This window comes from Companilactobacillus futsaii JCM 17355 (assembly GCF_001435505.1).
GTDB lineage: Bacteria > Bacillota > Bacilli > Lactobacillales > Lactobacillaceae > Companilactobacillus > Companilactobacillus futsaii.
The window spans coordinates 1-19,391 of the sequence record NZ_AZDO01000124.1 but is presented as its reverse complement, the minus strand read 5'-3'; the positions used below and the strand labels follow the sequence as shown (position 1 = coordinate 19,391).

General features: G+C 35.1%; 22 protein-coding genes and 1 riboswitch. Of the genes, 16 read left to right on the top strand and 6 right to left on the bottom strand.

All coding sequences use genetic code 11. The features are described from left to right. Nucleotides 1–708 (top strand): DUF4931 domain-containing protein (locus FC88_RS09210; protein ID WP_057814925.1); only part of this gene is annotated, 708 nt, incomplete at its 5' end. A gap of 100 nt (nucleotides 709–808) precedes the next feature. Here the strand turns inward: FC88_RS09210 and FC88_RS09205 are convergent. From FC88_RS09205 to FC88_RS09185, 5 genes are all read right to left on the bottom strand, one after another. Next, entirely contained in the window at nucleotides 809–1,414 is a 606-nt protein-coding gene (locus FC88_RS09205) for a DNA-binding response regulator (protein ID WP_057814918.1), read from the bottom strand. A gap of 1 nt (nucleotide 1,415) precedes the next feature. Beyond that, a complete protein-coding gene (locus tag FC88_RS13025; RefSeq protein WP_162256551.1) occupies nucleotides 1,416–2,033 on the bottom strand; it encodes a sensor histidine kinase in 618 nt (205 codons plus the stop codon). Nucleotides 2,034–2,530: 497 nt separating this feature from the next. Beyond that, nucleotides 2,531–3,289: an ABC transporter permease gene (locus tag FC88_RS09195; RefSeq protein WP_057814914.1), complete on the bottom strand. Its 759-nt coding sequence runs from the start codon at nucleotides 3,287–3,289 to the stop codon at nucleotides 2,531–2,533. Beyond that, the gene (locus FC88_RS09190; protein WP_057814913.1) at nucleotides 3,282–4,154 is read right to left on the bottom strand and encodes an ABC transporter ATP-binding protein; all 873 of its coding nucleotides are present in this window, start codon (nucleotides 4,152–4,154) and stop codon (nucleotides 3,282–3,284) included. The genes FC88_RS09195 and FC88_RS09190 overlap by 8 nt, the downstream gene beginning before the upstream one ends. 190 nt (nucleotides 4,155–4,344) lie before the next feature. Further along, nucleotides 4,345–5,466, bottom strand: coding sequence for an NAD(P)-dependent alcohol dehydrogenase (locus tag FC88_RS09185; RefSeq protein ID WP_057814911.1), 1,122 nt, complete (start codon nucleotides 5,464–5,466; stop codon nucleotides 4,345–4,347). Between the two features lie 207 nt (nucleotides 5,467–5,673). Between FC88_RS09185 and FC88_RS09180 the strand changes: the two genes are divergently transcribed. The 15 genes from FC88_RS09180 (at nucleotide 5,674) to nhaC (ending at nucleotide 18,664) form a co-directional block, all read left to right on the top strand. Beyond that, nucleotides 5,674–5,931 carry a hypothetical protein gene (locus FC88_RS09180; protein WP_057814909.1) on the top strand — a complete coding sequence of 86 codons (258 nt, stop codon included), beginning with the start codon at nucleotides 5,674–5,676 and terminating at the stop codon, nucleotides 5,929–5,931. 170 nt (nucleotides 5,932–6,101) lie between these two features. Continuing rightward, nucleotides 6,102–6,971, top strand: a complete 870-nt coding sequence (locus FC88_RS09175; RefSeq protein WP_057814907.1) for a CvfB family protein — start codon at nucleotides 6,102–6,104, stop codon at nucleotides 6,969–6,971. Between the two features lie 45 nt (nucleotides 6,972–7,016). After that, on the top strand, nucleotides 7,017–7,904 hold the full coding sequence (xerD, locus tag FC88_RS09170) for a site-specific tyrosine recombinase XerD (protein WP_057814923.1): 888 nt from the start codon (nucleotides 7,017–7,019) through the stop codon (nucleotides 7,902–7,904). An 8-nt stretch (nucleotides 7,905–7,912) separates the two neighbouring features. Beyond that, a complete protein-coding gene (locus tag FC88_RS09165) occupies nucleotides 7,913–8,299 on the top strand; it encodes a hypothetical protein (protein WP_057814906.1) in 387 nt (128 codons plus the stop codon). Then, complete coding sequence (locus FC88_RS09160) at nucleotides 8,299–9,024, top strand: segregation and condensation protein A (RefSeq protein ID WP_057814904.1); 726 nt, start codon at nucleotides 8,299–8,301, stop codon at nucleotides 9,022–9,024. The genes FC88_RS09165 and FC88_RS09160 overlap by 1 nt, the downstream gene beginning before the upstream one ends. Nucleotides 9,025–9,044: 20 nt before the next feature. After that, nucleotides 9,045–9,572: an SMC-Scp complex subunit ScpB gene (gene scpB / locus FC88_RS09155; RefSeq protein ID WP_057814921.1), complete on the top strand. Its 528-nt coding sequence runs from the start codon at nucleotides 9,045–9,047 to the stop codon at nucleotides 9,570–9,572. Then, nucleotides 9,559–10,284 carry a pseudouridine synthase gene (locus FC88_RS09150; RefSeq protein WP_057814903.1) on the top strand — a complete coding sequence of 242 codons (726 nt, stop codon included), beginning with the start codon at nucleotides 9,559–9,561 and terminating at the stop codon, nucleotides 10,282–10,284. The genes scpB and FC88_RS09150 overlap by 14 nt, the downstream gene beginning before the upstream one ends. Before the next feature lie 20 nt (nucleotides 10,285–10,304). After that, nucleotides 10,305–10,967, top strand: coding sequence for a signal peptidase I (gene lepB, locus FC88_RS09145; RefSeq protein WP_162256550.1), 663 nt, complete (start codon nucleotides 10,305–10,307; stop codon nucleotides 10,965–10,967). A gap of 84 nt (nucleotides 10,968–11,051) precedes the next feature. After that, a riboswitch (FMN riboswitch) is annotated at nucleotides 11,052–11,171 on the top strand. Nucleotides 11,172–11,240: 69 nt separating this feature from the next. Continuing rightward, the gene (locus tag FC88_RS09140; protein WP_057814901.1) at nucleotides 11,241–11,792 is read left to right on the top strand and encodes an ECF transporter S component; all 552 of its coding nucleotides are present in this window, start codon (nucleotides 11,241–11,243) and stop codon (nucleotides 11,790–11,792) included. A gap of 82 nt (nucleotides 11,793–11,874) precedes the next feature. Beyond that, on the top strand, nucleotides 11,875–12,966 hold the full coding sequence (locus FC88_RS09135) for a LysM peptidoglycan-binding domain-containing protein (protein WP_057814900.1): 1,092 nt from the start codon (nucleotides 11,875–11,877) through the stop codon (nucleotides 12,964–12,966). A 60-nt stretch (nucleotides 12,967–13,026) separates the two neighbouring features. After that, entirely contained in the window at nucleotides 13,027–13,686 is a 660-nt protein-coding gene (cmk, locus tag FC88_RS09130; RefSeq protein WP_057814898.1) for a (d)CMP kinase, read from the top strand. Between the two features lie 11 nt (nucleotides 13,687–13,697). Continuing rightward, on the top strand, nucleotides 13,698–15,011 hold the full coding sequence (der, locus tag FC88_RS09125; RefSeq protein WP_057814896.1) for a ribosome biogenesis GTPase Der: 1,314 nt from the start codon (nucleotides 13,698–13,700) through the stop codon (nucleotides 15,009–15,011). A gap of 186 nt (nucleotides 15,012–15,197) precedes the next feature. Next, nucleotides 15,198–15,473 (top strand): HU family DNA-binding protein, encoded by a 276-nt coding sequence (locus tag FC88_RS09120; protein WP_010019909.1) that lies wholly within the window; start codon nucleotides 15,198–15,200, stop codon nucleotides 15,471–15,473. A gap of 66 nt (nucleotides 15,474–15,539) precedes the next feature. Continuing rightward, nucleotides 15,540–16,784, top strand: a complete 1,245-nt coding sequence (locus tag FC88_RS09115; RefSeq protein ID WP_057814894.1) for a tetratricopeptide repeat protein — start codon at nucleotides 15,540–15,542, stop codon at nucleotides 16,782–16,784. Between the two features lie 470 nt (nucleotides 16,785–17,254). Then, a complete protein-coding gene (gene nhaC / locus FC88_RS09110) occupies nucleotides 17,255–18,664 on the top strand; it encodes a Na+/H+ antiporter NhaC (protein WP_057814892.1) in 1,410 nt (469 codons plus the stop codon). Between the two features lie 159 nt (nucleotides 18,665–18,823). On the opposite strand, the gene FC88_RS09105 is transcribed toward nhaC, so the two are convergent. Beyond that, nucleotides 18,824–19,391: RNA-guided endonuclease TnpB family protein (locus FC88_RS09105; protein ID WP_157060460.1), on the bottom strand; the 568-nt coding region annotated here is incomplete at its 5' end.

The window sequence follows — 19,391 nt, the reverse complement described above, 5'->3', positions numbered from 1 at the left end:
TGTTTTTTTTATTTATTTTTTCTTAAGGTGGCTAACTTGATTATAAAATTCGCCTTGGAAAATAAATTTAAGACTTTAAAAGATACTAATCAAACTTTAGTGATTGAATCAAGTGATCATTACGGAGATATTTCCAACTATTCAGTTGAAAAGAATCAAGAAGTCTTTGAATTCATTTATCATTGCTGGAATGAGATGATTCAAAGTAAGAAATATGAAAGCGTCTTGATGTATAAAAATTTTGGGCCTATGTCTGGTGGGTCTTTGCGGCATCCACATTTTCAAATCATTGGCTTAGATAAGGTTGATGGCTATAAGCATGTTGAAGAAGAGAACTTTACCGGAATGGACGTCTTCAACTCCAAACATATAAATGTCGATGTTTCGCAAAAGCCGATCATGGGTTTTGTTGAATTTAACGTTGTCATTAATAATCCTAAGTACATTGATGATTTAGCTGAATTTACTAGAGTGACAGTTAAGTATGTCTTAGATGACTTATATGGTGGTAAGTTTGATTCATACAATATTTTCTTCTACAAATTTGGTAAGAAAATCATTTGTAAAATTGAAGCTAGATACGTAGTTTCCCCTTATTTTGTTGGTTATCGTTTATCTCAACGCGATGGAGACAAGCAAGTTAGAGGAATTGCTGATGTTTTATTGAAGAGATTACAAGAAAATGCCCAGAGTGATGAAATTAAATAGATATTCGAATAAACTGATAGACTTTAATGTCTATCAGTTTATTTTGTTGTGTACAACTTATTTAAATTAATCTTATGTAACCTTAACCCAAGAAAAACAACTAGATCCAATTGTTTTTCTTAGCGATATTCAAAGCTTCAATTCGTGAATGGGTACCAGTCTTGCTAAGGATAGAAGAAATATAATTACGGACAGTTCCGTATGATAAGAAGATAGTGTCGGCAATTTCTTGAGTACTTTTGCCCACAGAGAATTCCTTTAGAATTTTTAATTCTTGATTGGTAAGGGGATTTTTTGCAGCGGACAAAATTGTTGAGACTAGGACAGGATCGAAAATAGTTTCTCCCGCTAAAACTTGATGAATTGTTTTAACTAATTTATCAGTTGGACTGTCTTTTAGAAGGTAAGCATTAACGTTAGTATTTACAGCTGCTTCAAAATATTCTTTACGAGCAAAAGTAGTCAAAATGATCAATTTAAGATTTTGTTCGATATCTCTAAGTTGTTTAGCAATTTCCAATCCAGTCATTTGAGGCATTTCAATATCAAGTACAGCAATATCAGGTTTCAGAGCTACTATTTGTTGCAAAGCCCTTTGACCGTCTGTAGCTGAGCCAATGATTTGAAAGTCATCTTCTAAATCTAAAATAGCTGAGAGTGCTGAATTCAACATTTCCTGATCTTCAGCAATATAAATACTAGTCATGTTAATCCTTTCTAGGAATGGTTATTTTTAAGTTGACACCGTATTTGGAAATAACTTCTAAATGACCTTCAATATCTATTAAACGATTTTCCATCCCTGTCATACCGAATGTTTGTTGTTTACAGTCCTTTTTTAAACCAATTCCATCGTCGATAATTTCTAGAAGATAATTATCTTCGTCTTGTTCAAAGGTAAATTTCATACTATTAGCCTTACTATATCTAATAACATTAGTAGTGGCTTCCTTTATGATAGATGCTAGAACGTGTTGAACGTCTTTGGGCCATACGTTACTGATTTGCTCATTTATGGAAATTTGTCTAATATCAGCAATACTTAAGTTTTTTTCTTCGTCGATCATGGCGCTAGCAATGCTTTTTTCGTTCATATTGGCAACAATTTTACGGACTAGATTTAAATCTTCTCGTGAAGTTTTAATAATGTCTTCTAATTGTTGACGCGCCCTTTGAGGATCTTTTTCGATTAATTTTGCAGCAAGTTCTGATTTTAATGTGATGATTGAAAAAGATTGTCCAAGGTTATCGTGCAAATCTTTTGAAATTCGATCGCGTTCATTTTGTTTAACAATTGCCTCTAATCGACCGTTGTTTTGTTGCATCCGATACCTTCTTCGATAAGAATTACTCAAGGATCTAGAAGCTACAGGTGATCCAAAGGTGAATGTTAATACTATTATGATTCCAAAAATGTTTCGAAGCGTTAGTGGTGTTTGTGTAAGTAAACCAAGAGTACAACCTAAGGAAGTAATGAGGTAAAGTGAATAATACTTCAGAAATTGATTGGTTTTAAAGGGAAGAGAACCAATTTGCCAAGCGGTATAAATAAAAAAGGTCGGGCCATTATCGTTAGGGAGAATCTTGGTAAAGTATATTGCGATAAGTAGTTGGATAATAATGTCAATGGAAATAAATCGATGTAACCAGTAACCATCATGGTAAGATTTTAAAAATACTAATACCAACAAAAAATTAAACCAATTAAAGGTATTTTGACTACTGAGCATTTGACCAGATACCAAGAGTAGAGCAATGGTCCAAAAATAAGGCATGAACCCTAAATGCTTTGGAAAAAGAATATTTTTTTCTAGAAAATTTTTCATTCGATAATTCCCTTGTTTTCCTGAAGTTTAGTTAGTATTAATAATAGCAAAGTTAATAATCCAAACCAAACTGTGATATTTAAAAATGCTGTTGAGTTGCTGATATTTTGGTTAAGCAAAGCCTTATCGATAACTGATAACTGATAGGTAGGAAGGGTTTTCCCAAAGGATTGAAGCCATTTTGGCATCATATCTATTGGCCACCATAAACCACTGATTATAGCTAGTGGAAAAACAATTAAATTGGTTAATAAATTGACTAGCTCAGGTCTTTTGACTAAGGAAACCATGATACCAATCATTATTAGAGGAATAGTACCGATAGTATTTGCCAAAATTATTTTGAAGATGGTATAAAGTGGAAGATCAATCTTATTAACAAAGATGCCGACTAAGCTGATAGTAATTGATGCGATCAGATTCAAGGTAACAAAAATTACTGCTAGAGATGAATAGTATCTCGTTTTAGAAATTGGTTTTAAACTGATGAATAAATTAAATTTTGAAGTTTGATCATTTAATAAGGTATTGGCGGTGGTAATAATGCTTCCCAAGACGCAACCATAAATCATCATACTGATCAGGTAATCTTTGTTCCAAATTTTTAACTGCTGAGGCGACAAACCATTAGTTAGAACTTTTGTGTATAACATGTAAAAAGCTATTGGGAGCATCATATCAAAAAGGAAAAAAGCTTTATTGCGTAAAATAATCCGTTTGAAATTTATTTTTAGTTGATATAAGTAATTAGTCATTATTTTTCTCCTGATAATTTAGTAAAAGGGTGTCCAGTGAAGATTGATTAACTGATAGATTACTGATTGCCTTTAAAAAAGGATTAAGTTTTGACAGAAGTTCGTTAGCGTCATTAGTAATTATTTGAAAATGATGGTTAGTTTGATTGATTGAAATTATTGACGAGAAACTGGTAAAGGTTTTACAAGATAATTTACTATCGAACTCTACCAACACTTTTCCAGAGATTTTACGTAATTGTTCAATAGAACCGTCAAAGGCAATATTTTTGTTTTGTAAAATGAGAAAGTGGTCGGCAACGTTCTCTAGTTCTTTTAAGTAGTGGCTAGTGATGAAGATTGATTTGCCATTTTGTTTTAGGCTAGCAACAGTTTTCCAAAAATCGTTTCTGGCAATACTATCCATTCCCACTGTTGGTTCATCAAGAAATAATATTTTGGGATCACCAGCTAATGCTAAAGCAAAAGATAAACGTCGTTTTTGACCACCTGAGAGTTGACTGACAAATGTATTTTCGACCTCTTTTAATCCTGAAATTCTTATTAAATTTTCGTAAGAAAGAGGATCTTGAAAATAACTGCGAGTAAGATTAATAATCTCCTCGACATTAATCCGATTCAAAACAAGATTATCTTGCATCATAACTCCAGTAATTTGTTTCCATTGGTCAACTGAGAATTGGACTTTGCCAGTATCTTTAGGTGTGAGTTTCAAAATAGTATTTATCAGTGTAGTTTTGCCAGCGCCATTAGCACCAATGAGTGCAACAATAGAGGAATCATTAATTTGAAAATTAATGTCTTTTAAAATTGTTTTTTTTCGATAGGATTTTTGAAGATGTTCAACGTTTAAAACCACTGCCATAAGTTTGTTACTCCTTTGAAATTATTTGATAAATTAATTCTAATGTTTGGAATGTTCTGACAGTAGTAATGATTGTCATTAAGTAGGATGACAAATGTCATATATTTAGTTTAAATACATGTTTTACGAAAACATATAACCAAAATAAAAAAGCAAACCATCAAAAGACGGTTTGCTTAGATTAGATTAATTATTCACCAGGTTGGTAGTCTTTATCAATAACCAAGATAGGTTTGATAGTCTTACCACTGACTGAATCAGCGTCAGCTTCATTGATTTGATTGAAGTTATAAAGTTTTTCTGTTAAGTCGAATGGGAAGACACCCATTTGATAGAACTTAATCAAGCGAGGGATGTCAACTTGAGGAATAGCATCACCCATGTTTACACCAACGACTTTCTTGTCATCAACACAGAGGTCGTTCCAAGTACTGATATCGATGTTATGTGGTGTAACAGCGATTGTGGCTGAAGTTCCACCTTGTGTCAAAGCAGCGATTGAATCTGTCATGACTTTAGCAACACCAGTGGTATCAACGGCCCAGTCGACACCTAGACCGCCAGTGATTTTCTTGATAGCTTCAACAGCATCTTCATTTTTACTGTTAATAACATCAGTAGCACCCATCTTTTTAGCTAATTCCAAACGTGAATCGACAATATCAACAGCAATAACATTGACACAGCCAGAGATCTTACCAGCCATCATGGCAGCAAGACCAACAGCACCTGTACCAAAGACAGCAATCGTGTCACCAGGTTTTGGTTGAAGGGTATTAAAGACTGTACCACTACCAGTTACGTAGCCACAACCCAAAGGTCCAAGTTTTCTAAGATCTAGGTCCTTAGGAACTTTAACAGCATTACGTTTGTCAATTACAGTGTGGGTTGTGAAAGATGATTGATTGAACATGTCACTTACGTGGTGACCATCTTCTGTAAAGTGATCTGAACCGTCAGGACGTGTACCTGATAGGTTAGATGCGGCATACTTACGACATTGAGTTGGTTTACCTTTTAGACAGTTATCGCATTCACCACATGAGTAAAATGACATAACGATATGATCGCCAGGTTTGAAGTTTGTAACATTTTTACCAACTTTTTCGACAATTCCGGATCCCTCATGACCAAGAACTACTGGAAAACTAAATGCAGCGTCACCTTTACGTAGGGCTTCATCAGAGTGGCAGATACCTGAAGCAACTACCTTAACTTGTAGACCATCATCAGTCATGTCAGCTAATTCGACATCATCTCTAATAACGAATGGGTCATTAACTTTATCAACTACAGCAGCTTTAATTTTCATAACAAAATCCTTCTCTCAATATTAAATTTGTAATCGCTTACTACGAATAAAATTATTTCACTTTTATTAAAAAAATTCAACGTTGACTTTGAATAAATAATTGTTATCATCTGAAACTAATTCAATCAATATTTTGATAAGACTATTTTTTTGTTATTCGACAGTTTTAGAACTACACTGATCGCGTAAGGAACTAGGAGAATTTAAATGAAGTTTGATAAAAATAATTTTGATTATATAACGACTGTTGGACCCAAAAAGATGTATCGCAGTGAGCAAAAGAAGAATATTTTTGCATTAGTTAACGATAATCAAAGTGGTCTTTCAATTTTTGACAAGATTCAAACAGCTGAGATTATGGCGGCTGCACGAAGATATGATAAGTGCAAAGATGATAAATACAACACTGGACAAGAAGAATCAGATTATATCAATTCAATGTTCAAAATTCATGCTATGAACTAGAATTCATTCTGAATAATTAGATTGGGTTCTTTTTTTAGTGTGAAGTTATTACTTAATCGTTCTTTCTGATATAATATAGAAGATTAAATATTCAATAATAGATACCCTCTAGTAGTTTGGGGGTATTTTTATTCTAGATAAATAAAATGTCAAAAAGAGTATGGTGAAAAATGGAAGCAGCAGAAATGTACGGTCAAGTATTGGCAGGAACGGTAACTGACCTTAATAAGGATGAAGCCTTTGTTCAAGTAGAAGGGGTAACTTTTGCCTTAGATTTAAACGAATTAACCGAAATACCTGAATTGGGTGATCAAGTAGCGGGCTTTGTTTATGAAAATCAAGCTCATAAAAATAAAATGACGACAGTCTTACCTTTTGTAACTCAAGGAGTTTGGGATTTCGCCGAAGTTACTGAAGTAAGAACTGACTTGGGAGTTTTCGTCAACGTCGGTTTGGAAGACAAGGATATCGTTGTTTCTTTAGACGATTTACCACTAGAACACAGTGAATGGCCTAAGAAGGGCGATAACTTGATGGTCAAATTAGAAATTGATCACAAGGGTCGTTTATGGGGTAAGCTAGCTGACATCGAACTTTACACACAAATTGCTCGTAGCCCTAGTACAGATTTGAAAGAATTGATGAATAAGAATGAAGAAGGAACTGTGATTGCTATTAGAGAATCCGGCGCTTTTGTCATGACTGATAGCTACTACATGGGCTTTATTCATGTGAAAGAACAAGATCAACCACTTCATATCGGACAACATATTAAAGCTCGTGTGATTGGCTCAAGTCACCGTCGTTTGAATCTTTCAATGCGTCCACGTGCCTATGAAGAAATTACACCAGATGCACAAATGATCATGGCCGTTTTACAACATGCTCGTGATGGTAAGATTCCTTATACAGATAAAAGCAATCCTGATGATATTAGAGAATACTTTGGTATCAGCAAGGGGAGTTTTAAGCGTGCTCTAGGTAATTTAATGAAACAAAAGAAGATTGAACAAAAAGATGGCTACACTTATCTCAAATAGAGGTGATGTTTAGTGAGTGATAAATTGACGATTAAAAATCAAACGATGATCGATACTCTGGCTGATTATGCGCGATACTTACGACTAGATCGTGGCTTATCGAAAAATACAATTACTTCTTACAATCAAGATCTACTAGAATTTAGCCAATTTTTAGAGAAGAAAAAAGTCGCTTTTTATCCAGAGGATCATTTTGTTATTACGCAATTTTTTGCTAGTCAGGACAAGGCTGGTAAGTCGAAAAATTCACAAATGCGGATGTTTTCTTCTTTAAAAAAATTTTATCAATGGCTGGAGTTGCTCGATAAATTGCCAACCAATCCAATGAACGAGCTGGATGCTCCTAAAAAAGGCAGTCATTTGCCAGTCGTTTTGTCGATGGATGAGATTAACAAATTGATTGAATCGCCGGATATTTCAACAAGCCTTGGCATTAGAGATCGAACGATTTTTGAAGTGATGTACGCAACTGGTCTTAGAGTTAGTGAATTAGTCAATTTAAAAATGGATGATTTACATTTGGATTTACAATTGATCAAAACCTTAGGTAAAGGCTCTAAAGAAAGACTGCTACCAATTAGTGAAACAGCCATTAACTGGTTGAACAAGTATCTTCAAGAAACACGTGAGCCATTAGTTACAAAATATGGTCAACAGGCAGAGGTTTTTTTGAATTTTCGTGGCAAAAAGTTAACTCGACAATCAATTTGGCGTATGATCAAAAAATATATTGCTCAAGTAGGCATTACTAAAGATGTAACGCCACATACATTGCGTCATTCTTTTGCTACAAATTTGTTAGAGAATGGGGCAGATTTACGTGTAGTACAGGAGTTATTGGGGCATTCAGATATTTCAACGACTCAAATTTATACGCACGTTAATAAGACGCGGATGAAGCAAGTTTATAACAAGGCTTTTCCCAGAGCATAGGAGGATTTATGCTTAGTAAATATAGTGATGAGAATAAAAAAATTGCCATGGGCTTTTTATCATACATTAGTGATTTAAAAGACTTTCATAATATGGAACAAGAATTGAATCTCTATTCGGAAGATGAGAATCGACAATTGTATTTGTGGAAGAGTAATATGGATGATTATTCTGGAATTGTTGCCTTATCTTTTTCTGAGGGAACTGTTTTTATCGAATATATTTCACTAAATCCGTCTTATCGCTCGCAAAGCAATATTTTTAAAATCTTTGATGATGTTCAGAAACGCTTTCCTAAATTAGTCATTTTGGGAAACTTTGAATTGAGTAAAGACATAAAGCTTTGGCGTCAAAATAAAGAGAAACTTGAGAAGGATTTGGAAGAAACGGATTAATGCAAAAATTAAATTTAGTTCTAACTGATTTCGAGGGCCCAATCGATTTGTTGTTGCATTTGATCAAGGAATCAAAAGTTGACATTTATGATATTCCGATAGCTCAAATTACACAACAGTATTTGGATTATTTGAAGAGTATGAAAGTGTTGCAATTAGATATTGCGGGTGACTATTTAGTTATGGCATCAACATTAATGTCAATTAAAAGTAAAATGTTGTTACCTCAAGCACCAGATGAAATTGAAGATGAATTGCAAGATGAAGATCCTCGTGATCAGTTAGTTTCGCAGCTGTTGACGTATCAAACTTTCAAAAAGGTTGCCGCCTACTTTGAAGAAAAAGAACAGTATCGTAAGCAGCAATTCGACAAAGAGGTCAGTATTCCTAATAAGCAATTGGAACAGTTTCTTGAGCCTGGCTCGGTTGCTTTGACTGATTTGGCGACGACCTATGCTGAATTATTGCGTGAACAAAAGAATCGCCAACCAGAAACAGAGACGATTGAAAATGAGACCCTTTCGATCGAGGATGCGACTGATAATATTATGGCAGAATTGAAGTCCGTTAAGAAAACCACTTTTAAGGCACTTTTAAAATTGAACGGCAATATTGAAGAAATCGTGACTGATTTTATGGCAATTTTGGAAATGGCTAGAAAGCAAATTGTTTCCGTTCAACAGGCTGATTTTAAAAGTGAATTATTTATTGAATTGAGGAATTAAACGTGTATCAAGCAAAAATAATGGCATTATTGTTTGTGGCCGGTGACCAAGGTATCAAGGAAAAAGATTTGGTCGAATTATTAGAGATCGATAGTGCTGCTTTACGACAAAATCTTGAAGAATTGCAAGTTAAATTATTAACTGATGGAGATTCTGGCATCCAACTAGTCAATTACAATTCACTTTATAAACTAGTTACTAAGAACGAATTCAGTGATTTATTGACGAAATATTTTAAATCAGGCTTGGGAACAAAACTTAGTCAAGCGGCTTTAGAAATTCTATCGATCATCGCTTATCGACAACCGATCACTAGAATTGAAATCGATGAAATTCGTGGGGTACAGAGTTCTGGAAGTTTGAATACTTTGTTGATGCGCAAGATGATCAAAGAACATGGTAAGAAAAATGTGCCTGGTCATCCCAATTTATATGTCGTAACAGATGAATTTTTTGATTACTTTGGAATTAAAAGCTTAGATTATTTACCAAAAATAGAAAACTTTGAGGATAACTCAAATATAGGAGAAATAGATGGAGAAAGTTAGATTACAAAAATACATGGCTGATGCTGGTGTAGCTTCAAGACGAAAATCAGAAGATTTGATTGCTAAAGGTCACGTTAAGGTTAATGGTAAGTTGATCACCGAAATGGGTGTCAAAGTTGATAACCATGATCGTATCGAAGTTGACGGCGTACCTATGGAAGAAGAAAAGAAACGTTATATCTTGATGTATAAACCTCGTGGAGTTATTTCAGCTGTTTCTGATGATAAGGATAGAAAAGTTGTCACTGACTTGTTGGAAGATGATGTACGTGAGCGAGTTTACCCAATCGGCCGCTTAGATTATGACACCTCAGGCTTGTTATTGTTAACTAATGATGGTGATTTTGCCAATCACTTGATGCATCCAAGATATCATGTTGATAAGACTTATATTGCTAAAGTCGAAGGTATTTTGACAACAGAAGAAATTAGAAAGTTGGAAAATGGCATCAAGCTAAAGGGTTATACGACTTCCAAAGCTAAGGTTCGTGTGATGTCAAAAGACAAAAAGAAGAACAGTTCAATCGTCAGAATGGTTATTCATGAAGGACACAATCACCAAGTTAAGAACATGTTCGATGCAGTTGGACATAAAGTTGAAAAATTGTCTCGTGAAAGCTATGATTTCTTGACTTTGGATGGTTTGGTCTCTGGTCAATATCGTGAGTTGACTCGTTTAGAAGTTGCTACTTTGAAGAAGAATCAAAAATAAACCTTTAAGAGGTGACAATAGTGAAAGATAAAAAAGGTCGCCATTTTGCAAAACAAGAGGAAAGTGGCTGGTCTTATTGGGTTAGTTTAATTATTTACTTGACTATTGTTTATGCTATTTTCTTTTTAATATTTAGATTTGTTCTTTCAAATAATGAAGTCATTGGACCGTCAATGCAGCCTAATTTTGAAAATGGTGACAGAATCATTGAAACGAGGCATTCAGAAATAAAACGTGGTGAATTGATTGTTTTAAAAGCACCAGATGAACCTGGTTCGTTCTATATTAAAAGAGTTATTGGTTTACCAGGCGATACGGTTGTTTCTAAAAATAATAAAATCTATGTTAATGGAAAAGTATATAAGGAAGACTTTTTAAAGGCGGGTAAGAAGAAAAAAGAACCCAATACTAGTTTTTATGCTGGCAAACCATATAGTTATACCTATGACTTCACGTTAAGTTCTTTGGCAAAAAATGCACCAGAATGGCAAGAACGTTATAGTAGTTCATACTTGAAAAAAGTTGAAAAAACCAACAAAGTCCCCACTGATACTTATTTTGTCTTAGGAGATCATCGAACTGTTTCTAAAGATAGCCGAATAATTGGTTTCATCAATCAAAAGAGCGTTGTTGGCGAAGTCAAATTACGTTATTGGCCACTGAATAAATGGACGGTTTATTAATAACCAAATGGTATTGTTCCCATAACAACTACTCAGTTGCCATATATCAAGGGGTCTGCTATATTATAAATATAAAAATAAATAATTGGTTTTCAGGGCAGGGTGTGATTCCCGACCGGCGGTAAAGTCCGCGACCCAGCGCAAGCTGGTTGAATTGGTGAGATTCCAATACCGACAGTAAAGTCTGGATGGAAGAAAACAGATTAGGTCTGTTTTGGTATGCCCAAAATAGGCCTTTTTTCTTTGGGAATCAATTTAGAGAGGTTGATTTTAATGGGGAAGAGTTTGTATAAGTTTCAAGATATAATTGGGGTTTCAATCTTTGCAGCATTGGGAACGATTTTGATGTTCTTTGAATTTCCAGTTTTGATTTGGTTGCCATTTTTGAAAGTCGATTTAAGCGATGTTGTGGCAGTCGTTGGTACGTTTGCCTTTGGTCCTGTTGGGGGAATCATGATAGCTTTACTTAAATCAATGGTTCATTTGTTAGTGACTGGAACGGGTTTAGCCGGATTGATTGGTGATGGGGCAGCATTTGTAGGTTCGGTTGCCTTGTTATTGCCATTTGCACATTTCTGGAAGAAAGATAAAAAAATCATGGCAGTCGTCAGTGGAACCTTGAGCTTGACGGTCATTATGTCATTGCTAAATTATTTTGTAGTCATGCCACTTTATATGAATGTTGTCGGGATGCAATTAAATATGTCATTAGCAAAATATGTAGCGACTGGTGTCATTCCGTTTAATATTATTAAAGCATTGATCATTTCAGTAGCAGTTATTATCGTTTATCCTAGAATCAAGGGGCATTTCGCTATTAAATAGTGAAATTTTATAAATCTTTAAAGAAAAATTTTAAACTTTTATGATATGCTTTAAGAGATAGAAATTAGGAGGTTGGTTTTTAATGGCCGATAATGATAAAAACAATATGTCTGGCGATTCACGTGTTCCAAAATCCACCAAAGGACTAGAAGGATCTGTCAGTCTTGAGGATTTAAAAAAATATCATCTAATCGATACAGGTGATGAAAACACACCAACGAATAATACTGTTTCTGACGAGCAAGCTTCTAATGAAGAGCCTAAACAAGTTGAGGATAATCCTACACCTGTTGGGGCTGATCATCTTCAAGCTGAAGAAAGCAATGATCATTTAAGTGAAGCAAAACAAGATGCTCCTGAAGTTGACGAACCTAAGTTTGAGCCAACTTCAGTGCCACCTGTGACACCTAAAGAATCAGTTGAGGACTCAAAGGCAGAATCTGATCAAGATCAAGACGATTCTTCTGCTGATCAAGAAGATGTTAAGCCTTGGGAAAAGAGTTTTGACTCTGATACTGACGATGAGGGTCATGTTTCACGTGCTGTTACTAAAGAAAAGCAACGTGGAAATCACACTTTAGTCGTTACCTTAGTTGTTGCTTTGATCGTCATTATGTTTACGCCTGTTATTATTAATGCTGTAAGAGGTAGTGGCAGTGGCGATTTAGATAGTTCCCAAGCTGAGAGTTCAGTTGAAAATAAAGACAAATCAACTAAGAAAAAAGCTGCTAAGAAGTCAACCAAGAAAAAGTCTACAAAAAAAGACAGTACTAAGAAGGATAGCGCAAAGAAGAAGACAACTACGAATGAAGATAGTAACTCTGATTCTAATGCCAATAATTCTAATACTGCTAGTGATAGTACTTCTGCCAATAGTACAACTGCTGACTCAAGTGATTCTCAAACAGCTGATAGTACGCAACAAGCCCAAGATTCACAACAGACTCAACAGTCACAACAAAGTAATCAACAAGCTTCAACTGGAACAACGACCAACGATAATTCAACAACTTCGACAGATAATAATAGTAGTTCGGCGTCTTATTACACTGTTAAAGCTGGAGACAATTGGTTTAGAATTGCATATAACAATAATCTAACTACTGCTCAATTAAAGAGTATGAACAGTAACGTTGGTACATTGACACCTGGTACAACACTAAGAGTTAAATAATTTTTATGTGAAGGGTCTTGGACAAATTTGTCTGGGCCCTTTTATTAAGGAGAGAAACAAATGCAAATTGCTATAGACGGACCAGCTTCTGCTGGAAAAAGTACGATTGCCAAATTAATTGCAAAGAACTTAAACTTTGTATACTGTGATACAGGTGCAATGTATCGAACAGTGACTTTACTTGCAAAAAAGAACAATGTGGGTTATGGTGATACTCTCAATATTTTGAAATTAATGTCAGAACATCGAATTCATTTTCTAAATAAAGAGGATGGACAACACGTTTATTTAGACGAAGAAGATGTCTCAGATGACATTAGAACTGAAGAAATAACTAACAACGTTTCGCAAGTTTCCGCAATCAAGGAAGTAAGAACACAACTAGTAAAAATGCAACGAGACTTAGCAAATGACTGTGATATCGTCATGGATGGGCGTGACATCGGTACAACAGTCTTGCCTAAAGCTGAAGTAAAGATTTTTTTGGTTGCAAGCGTTGAGGTTCGTGCACAGAGACGTTTTAAAGAAAATGTTGAACGTGGCATCGATACCCCGTTAAAAGAATTACAAGATGAAATTGCGGCGCGTGATTATAAGGATTCACATCGTGAAATTTCACCATTGAAAAAAGCTGACGATGCCATTGAAGTAGATACTTCAGATATGACTATCGAACAAGTTGTTAAAAGAGTAACTGAAATAGTTAACGAACATAAGTAGGGAGGCAAAATATGTCTGTTCCAGTAGTTGCGTTAGTAGGACGCCCCAATGTTGGTAAATCTACAATTTTTAATCGAATTATTAATGAACGACTTTCAATCGTTGAAGATACACCTGGTGTTACTAGAGACCGAATTTATTCTCGTGCTAGTTGGTTAGGAAGAGAATTTCGCTTGATCGATACTGGTGGTATTGAAATGAGCGGAGAAAAGATGTCCGTTCAAATCAAGAACCAAGCAGAAATCGCTATTGATGAAGCTGACGTTATCGTCTTTATCACTAATGGTCAAAATGGTGTTACTAAAGAAGACGAAGACGTTGCTAAGATTTTGTATCGGACGAAGAAGCCAGTTATCTTGGCAGTTAACAAGGCGGATAATCCTGAACAACGTCAAAATATTTATGATTTCTATGCCTTAGGATTTGGGGATCCAAACCCTATTTCTGGTGCTCAGGGGACAGGTTTAGGTGATCTATTAGATGAGATCGTCAAGGCCTTTCCTCATGAGGACAAAGAAGAAGAAGATAAGACTATCAAATTTAGTTTTATCGGACGTCCCAATGTTGGAAAATCATCCTTAGTCAATGCTATCTTGGGTGATCAACGTGTTATTGTATCTGATATGCAAGGAACGACTCGTGATGCTATTGATACTAAGTACCACGATGAAAAACTCGATAAAGATTTTACAATGATCGATACTGCTGGTATTAGAAAACGTGGTAAGGTCTATGAAAATACTGAAAAATATTCTGTTTTACGTGCCTTGAGTGCCATCGATAAATCAGATGTCGTTTGTGTTGTTTTAAATGCTGAAGAAGGTATTCGTGAACAAGATAAACGTGTAGCCGGATATGCTCACAACGCCGGTAAAGGTGTTATTATCGTCGTTAACAAGTGGGATACTTTGAAAAAAGACACTAATACGATGAAGGACTTTGAAAATCAAATTAGAATTGAATTCCAATACTTATCATATGCACCGATCTTGTTTACTTCCGCTATTAAAGGTCAACGCCTCGACCAAATTCCAGAACTAGTTGCAAGAGTTTATGGTAATCGTGATCGTCGAATTCAATCATCAGTTCTTAACGATTTATTGTTGCGTGCAACTTCAATTGCACCAACACCATTAGTAAATGGAAAACGTTTGAGAATTTACTACATGACACAAGTTGCTATTCAACCACCGACATTTGTTGTTTTCGTTAATGAGACAGAATTACTTCATTTCTCATATGAGAGATTTTTGAAGAATCAATTGCGTGATACTTTCGATTTTGAAGGAACACCAATTAAGATTCTTCCTAGAAAGCGAAAATAACTTAGAAGGACAGTATTTCATCCGTTTTTATAAATATAATTATATTTAAGAAGAATTATGTTAAAAAATAGCTTAAATGCTTGCCACATCGGCATTGCTATGGTAATTTTGTACATAGAATAATGAACGCATTAATAAAAGTTCATGTGTTCTAAATATTTTACAAATTTTCGGAGGTATTCACATATGGCAAATAAAGCTGAACTTATTGATAGTGTCGCAAGTAAAACTGGTTTGACAAAGAAGGACGCAACTTCTGCTGTTGATGCAGTATTTGAAACTATTCAAGAAAACTTATCAGAAGGTAACAAAGTTCAATTGATTGGCTTTGGTAACTTTGAAGTTCGTCAACGTGCTGCTCGTAAGGGTCGCAACCCACAAACTGGCGAAGAAATCAAGATTCCAGCAAGCAAGGTTCCTGCATTTAAACCAGGTAAAGCTTTGAAGGATTCAGTTAAATAATTAGTTTTATAAGGGGCGGTCATCGGACCGTCTTTTTTTACGCAAAAGAAAGTATGAGGTTTTAATTTGAGTAAAGCAGATAAAGTTATGGAAACAATCGATGATGGTGATTTTTCAAAAGTCGACGGTTTGATTCAAGAATCGTTACGTGAAGATGATGATCAAACTCAATTTTCATTAGCCGAGACATTGATGAGTCGTGGACTCTCTGTGCAAGCTAAGACGATTTATCAACATCTTTTGACTAATTACCCAAGTGAGGGTCAAATCCTCTCCAGATTAGCTGAAATTGCTGTTTCTGACGGTGATAGCGATCAAGCTTTAGATTATATTTCTCAAATCACGCCTGATTCACCAGCTTATGCCGAAAATTTACTAGTTTCAGCCGATATTTACCAGTCATTAGGACTTTATGAAGTCAGTGAACAAAAGCTCTTAGAGGGCATCAGAGAGTTCCCTGACGAAGAAGTTTTCAAGTTTGCTTTGGCTGAAGTTTATTTCGATGAAAATAAATTTAACCAAGCTTTGACGTATTATGACATGTTATTGGATATGGGCATTAAGAACTACTCTGGTATTTCAATTGTCTTAAGAAAAGCTAGTTCATTAGCTGGGGATGGACAATATGAGGATGCCATCAGTGAATATGAAAAGTTAAACGCCTTAGAATTGAATGAAGATGCTCAGTTCCAACTCGGATTTTTGTACAATCAAGTTAAAAATTATAATAAATCGATTTCTGTTTTGGAAAACTTACTCGACAGTAATCGCGACTATCCAACAGCTTATCCTGTCCTAGCTGAAGATTATTTGAATATCAAGAAAAATGCTGATGCTTTCAAATATGCTCAGTTAGGACTTAATTTGAATGAGTTAGATGATCGTTTGTATGCAATTGCTTTTGATGCTGGAACGTCTGAAGATGCCAATAATGCCATTAAGATTTTGGAAACTGGAATCAAGAAAGTCGAAAATCCAATGCCATTGGTTATCAAGTTGAGTGATTATTACGTTACTAAGGGTCAATTTAAGGCTAACTTGGATCTCTTGGATGGTCGTGAGATTAATAATAATCCTAAATTGATTTGGAATTTGGCTAAATCAGAATTTGAAACTGACGATGTTAATAAAGCTCAAGAAGACATTTTAACGGTTCTAGACGAGTTTAAGGACAACCTTGATTACTTGTCAGACTTGGTAGAAATTTTGCGTAGTACCGGCAATAAAGAGGTTCTCCAAGCGGCGTTGAGACTTTATTTAAAGCAAGATCCAGATAATGAACAGATGCAAGAATTATTAGATTCACTTTAGAATAATTAAAAAAATCCAATATTTTTCTAATAAAACTCTTGTATTATGAGAAAATTCTGCTAAGATTACTTACATAAATTGATTTTGATTTTACAACAAGTAGCGAAGTATCTCAGTGTTCAGAGAAATGGCGGTCGGTGCGAGCCATGCAGGATATTTTTGCAAAATACTAAATTGAAATCTCGCGTCCTGTGTTTACGGAATAAAGAGCAAGTATTATTACTTGAATTTGGGTGGTACCGCGCTAAAGGCGTCCCTGCATACAATTGCAGGGGCGTCTTTTTTATTCATTAGGACAAATAATTTTAGGAGGAATTACAGATGAAATTTATCGAAAAGTTACGCATGCAAGCAACCTTTGCACAAATCCTAAATGAGAAAGAAATTAATGAAGCTCAAAAAAATTATTATTATAGACCCTATCAAAACTACTAAGAAAACTAAATCAAATTCAAAATAGGGTGAGTAATATGAAAAAAGGTAAATTATCAGTTTTAGAAAGTTTAATTATTATGGTCGTAATGTTTGGGATGCTAGGAACAATGATGATTGCTCTAGGCATGACACCTCAAATTCCAATTTTATTGGCATTCACATTGTTATTGTTTTACGGAAGATTTCGCGGTTTTACCTGGAACCAACTCCAGGATGGGATTGTTGAAGGGGTAAAACCAGGAATCGTACCAATGATTATTTTTATTATGATTGGGGTTTTAGTATCGACGTGGTCGATGTCTGGTGTGATTCCAACCATTATGGTTTATGGATTAGAAATATTAAATGTCAGATTTTTCTTATTTACAGTCTTTGTCAGCTGTTGTTTAGTCGGCGTGATCGTTGGCAGTTCTTTTACAACTATTAGTACTTTAGGAATTGTTTTCATGGGTATCGGTCACGTTATGGGAATCAACATAGCTTTAACAGCTGGATCAATCGTTTCTGGAGCATTATTTGGAAACAATATGTCGCCACTATCTGGAACTACTAATTTAGCTACGGGAATCGCTGGAGTAGATAATGTTTTTGATCATATCAAAACAATCGCTCACACAGCCATTCCTTCAGCAACGATTACTGCAATTATTTTCTTGATTGCCGGTCACAGTACTGCTAATCCTGATATGAGTTCAGTTCATCACATTATCAATGCTTTGAACGCTAATTTCTTCGTTTCACCTTGGATGTTAGTTCCAATTGCCGTTTTAATTATTTGTGCTATTATGCAAGTTCCTGCTATTCCAACTTTATTGTCAGGTTCAATTACAGCAATCATCATGCATATCTTTATCAACCACCCTAAGCTTTCAACTATCAGCAATCAGATCATGAATGGTTTTCAGTTAAATTCAGCTGATAAGAAAATCAATAGTATCGTCAGTGGCGGTGGTGTTACTAGCATGTTGAGCAGTATTTCTTTGATTTTAGTTGCCTTGACTCTAGGTGGCGTCTTGATCAAAATGGGTGTCGTTGAAAATTTGGTTGGTAAAATGAAGCAAAGCGTCAACACACCTGGTAAATTGATCTTAACTTCAGTTTTAAGTGCCATCGGTGTTAACTTTTTAGTCGGTGAACAATACATTTCCATTATTTTACCTGGTACAACTTTTAAAGAAAACTTTGATAAGCAAAATATTAAACCAGTTTACTTGTCAAGAATCCTTGCTAGTGGAGGAGCCGATATCAATGCTTTAGTTCCATGGGGAGTTACCGGAATCTTTATTTCAGGAGTTTTAGGAGTTAGTCCACTAGTCTTTATCCCATGTGCTTTTTACGTTTGGATGAATCCATTATTGACAGTTACTTTTGGTTTTATCTTTGGTAAAAATTACAATAAGGATAAAGTTGGTCAACTACCACTGACTAAAGTCAGTGGCTTGTGAACTTCACCAAATAGCTCATCACTACTTAATTACTAGTCACAACTTATTCAGATAAAGCATTGCATTACGATATCTCATGCCATTAAGCAATCGGAATCATAACGTCTTATGCGCTAATTACCAGAACTTAGGACGTGGGTTGCCAAACGCCCGTACTTATTACTTATATATTGGACTATCTTCAGTTAATGGTTTTAATAATTCAATCAAACCTTTAGCTAGGATATTTTTAGAAGCATTCCAATCTCTAATGTGGTGGGTTTCACAGTTAGGACAAGTCCATTCTCTATCCTTGAGAGTTAGTTTATGAGTGTTGTTTGTACCCATTCTAAATTTACATTCACTACATTGTTGGGTCGTATAGGCTGGGTCAACTTCGACAAAGGTTCGACCATACATCGGAGCTTTATATTCCAACATACTAATAAACATTCTCCAACCAACGTCAGATATGGACATAGCTAAAGCATGATTTTTCAACATATTTTTGCTCTTCAAATTCTCTCCAACTACCAAATCGTGGTTTTTGATAAGTGTAGTTGATAGTTTATGAAGGAAGTCTTTACGTTGATTTTTTACCTTAGCGTGAAGTTTAGCTACTAGTTTACGTTGTTTTTGATAATTCTTAGATTTCCAAAGCTTTCTACCTTCAGATTTAGCCCGTCTAGCTCTTCGAGATAGCTTACGTTGTTCCTTGGTTAACCTACCTTTGATGGAACGGTAAAAC

Coding starts and splice junctions, on each gene's coding strand:
- cmk (WP_057814898.1), top strand. CDS start 13,027: ATGCAAATTGCTATAGACGGACCAGCTTCTGCTGGAAAAAGTACGATT.
- FC88_RS09205 (WP_057814918.1), bottom strand. CDS start 1,414: ATGACTAGTATTTATATTGCTGAAGATCAGGAAATGTTGAATTCAGCA.
- FC88_RS09135 (WP_057814900.1), top strand. CDS start 11,875: ATGGCCGATAATGATAAAAACAATATGTCTGGCGATTCACGTGTTCCA.
- FC88_RS09190 (WP_057814913.1), bottom strand. CDS start 4,154: ATGGCAGTGGTTTTAAACGTTGAACATCTTCAAAAATCCTATCGAAAA.
- der (WP_057814896.1), top strand. CDS start 13,698: ATGTCTGTTCCAGTAGTTGCGTTAGTAGGACGCCCCAATGTTGGTAAA.
- FC88_RS09185 (WP_057814911.1), bottom strand. CDS start 5,466: ATGAAAATTAAAGCTGCTGTAGTTGATAAAGTTAATGACCCATTCGTT.
- FC88_RS09195 (WP_057814914.1), bottom strand. CDS start 3,289: ATGACTAATTACTTATATCAACTAAAAATAAATTTCAAACGGATTATT.
- FC88_RS09160 (WP_057814904.1), top strand. CDS start 8,299: ATGCAAAAATTAAATTTAGTTCTAACTGATTTCGAGGGCCCAATCGAT.
- FC88_RS09165 (WP_057814906.1), top strand. CDS start 7,913: ATGCTTAGTAAATATAGTGATGAGAATAAAAAAATTGCCATGGGCTTT.
- FC88_RS13025 (WP_162256551.1), bottom strand. CDS start 2,033: ATGCAACAAAACAACGGTCGATTAGAGGCAATTGTTAAACAAAATGAA.
- FC88_RS09175 (WP_057814907.1), top strand. CDS start 6,102: ATGGAAGCAGCAGAAATGTACGGTCAAGTATTGGCAGGAACGGTAACT.
- FC88_RS09150 (WP_057814903.1), top strand. CDS start 9,559: ATGGAGAAAGTTAGATTACAAAAATACATGGCTGATGCTGGTGTAGCT.
- xerD (WP_057814923.1), top strand. CDS start 7,017: ATGATCGATACTCTGGCTGATTATGCGCGATACTTACGACTAGATCGT.
- FC88_RS09180 (WP_057814909.1), top strand. CDS start 5,674: ATGAAGTTTGATAAAAATAATTTTGATTATATAACGACTGTTGGACCC.
- scpB (WP_057814921.1), top strand. CDS start 9,045: ATGGCATTATTGTTTGTGGCCGGTGACCAAGGTATCAAGGAAAAAGAT.
- FC88_RS09120 (WP_010019909.1), top strand. CDS start 15,198: ATGGCAAATAAAGCTGAACTTATTGATAGTGTCGCAAGTAAAACTGGT.
- nhaC (WP_057814892.1), top strand. CDS start 17,255: ATGAAAAAAGGTAAATTATCAGTTTTAGAAAGTTTAATTATTATGGTC.
- FC88_RS09140 (WP_057814901.1), top strand. CDS start 11,241: ATGGGGAAGAGTTTGTATAAGTTTCAAGATATAATTGGGGTTTCAATC.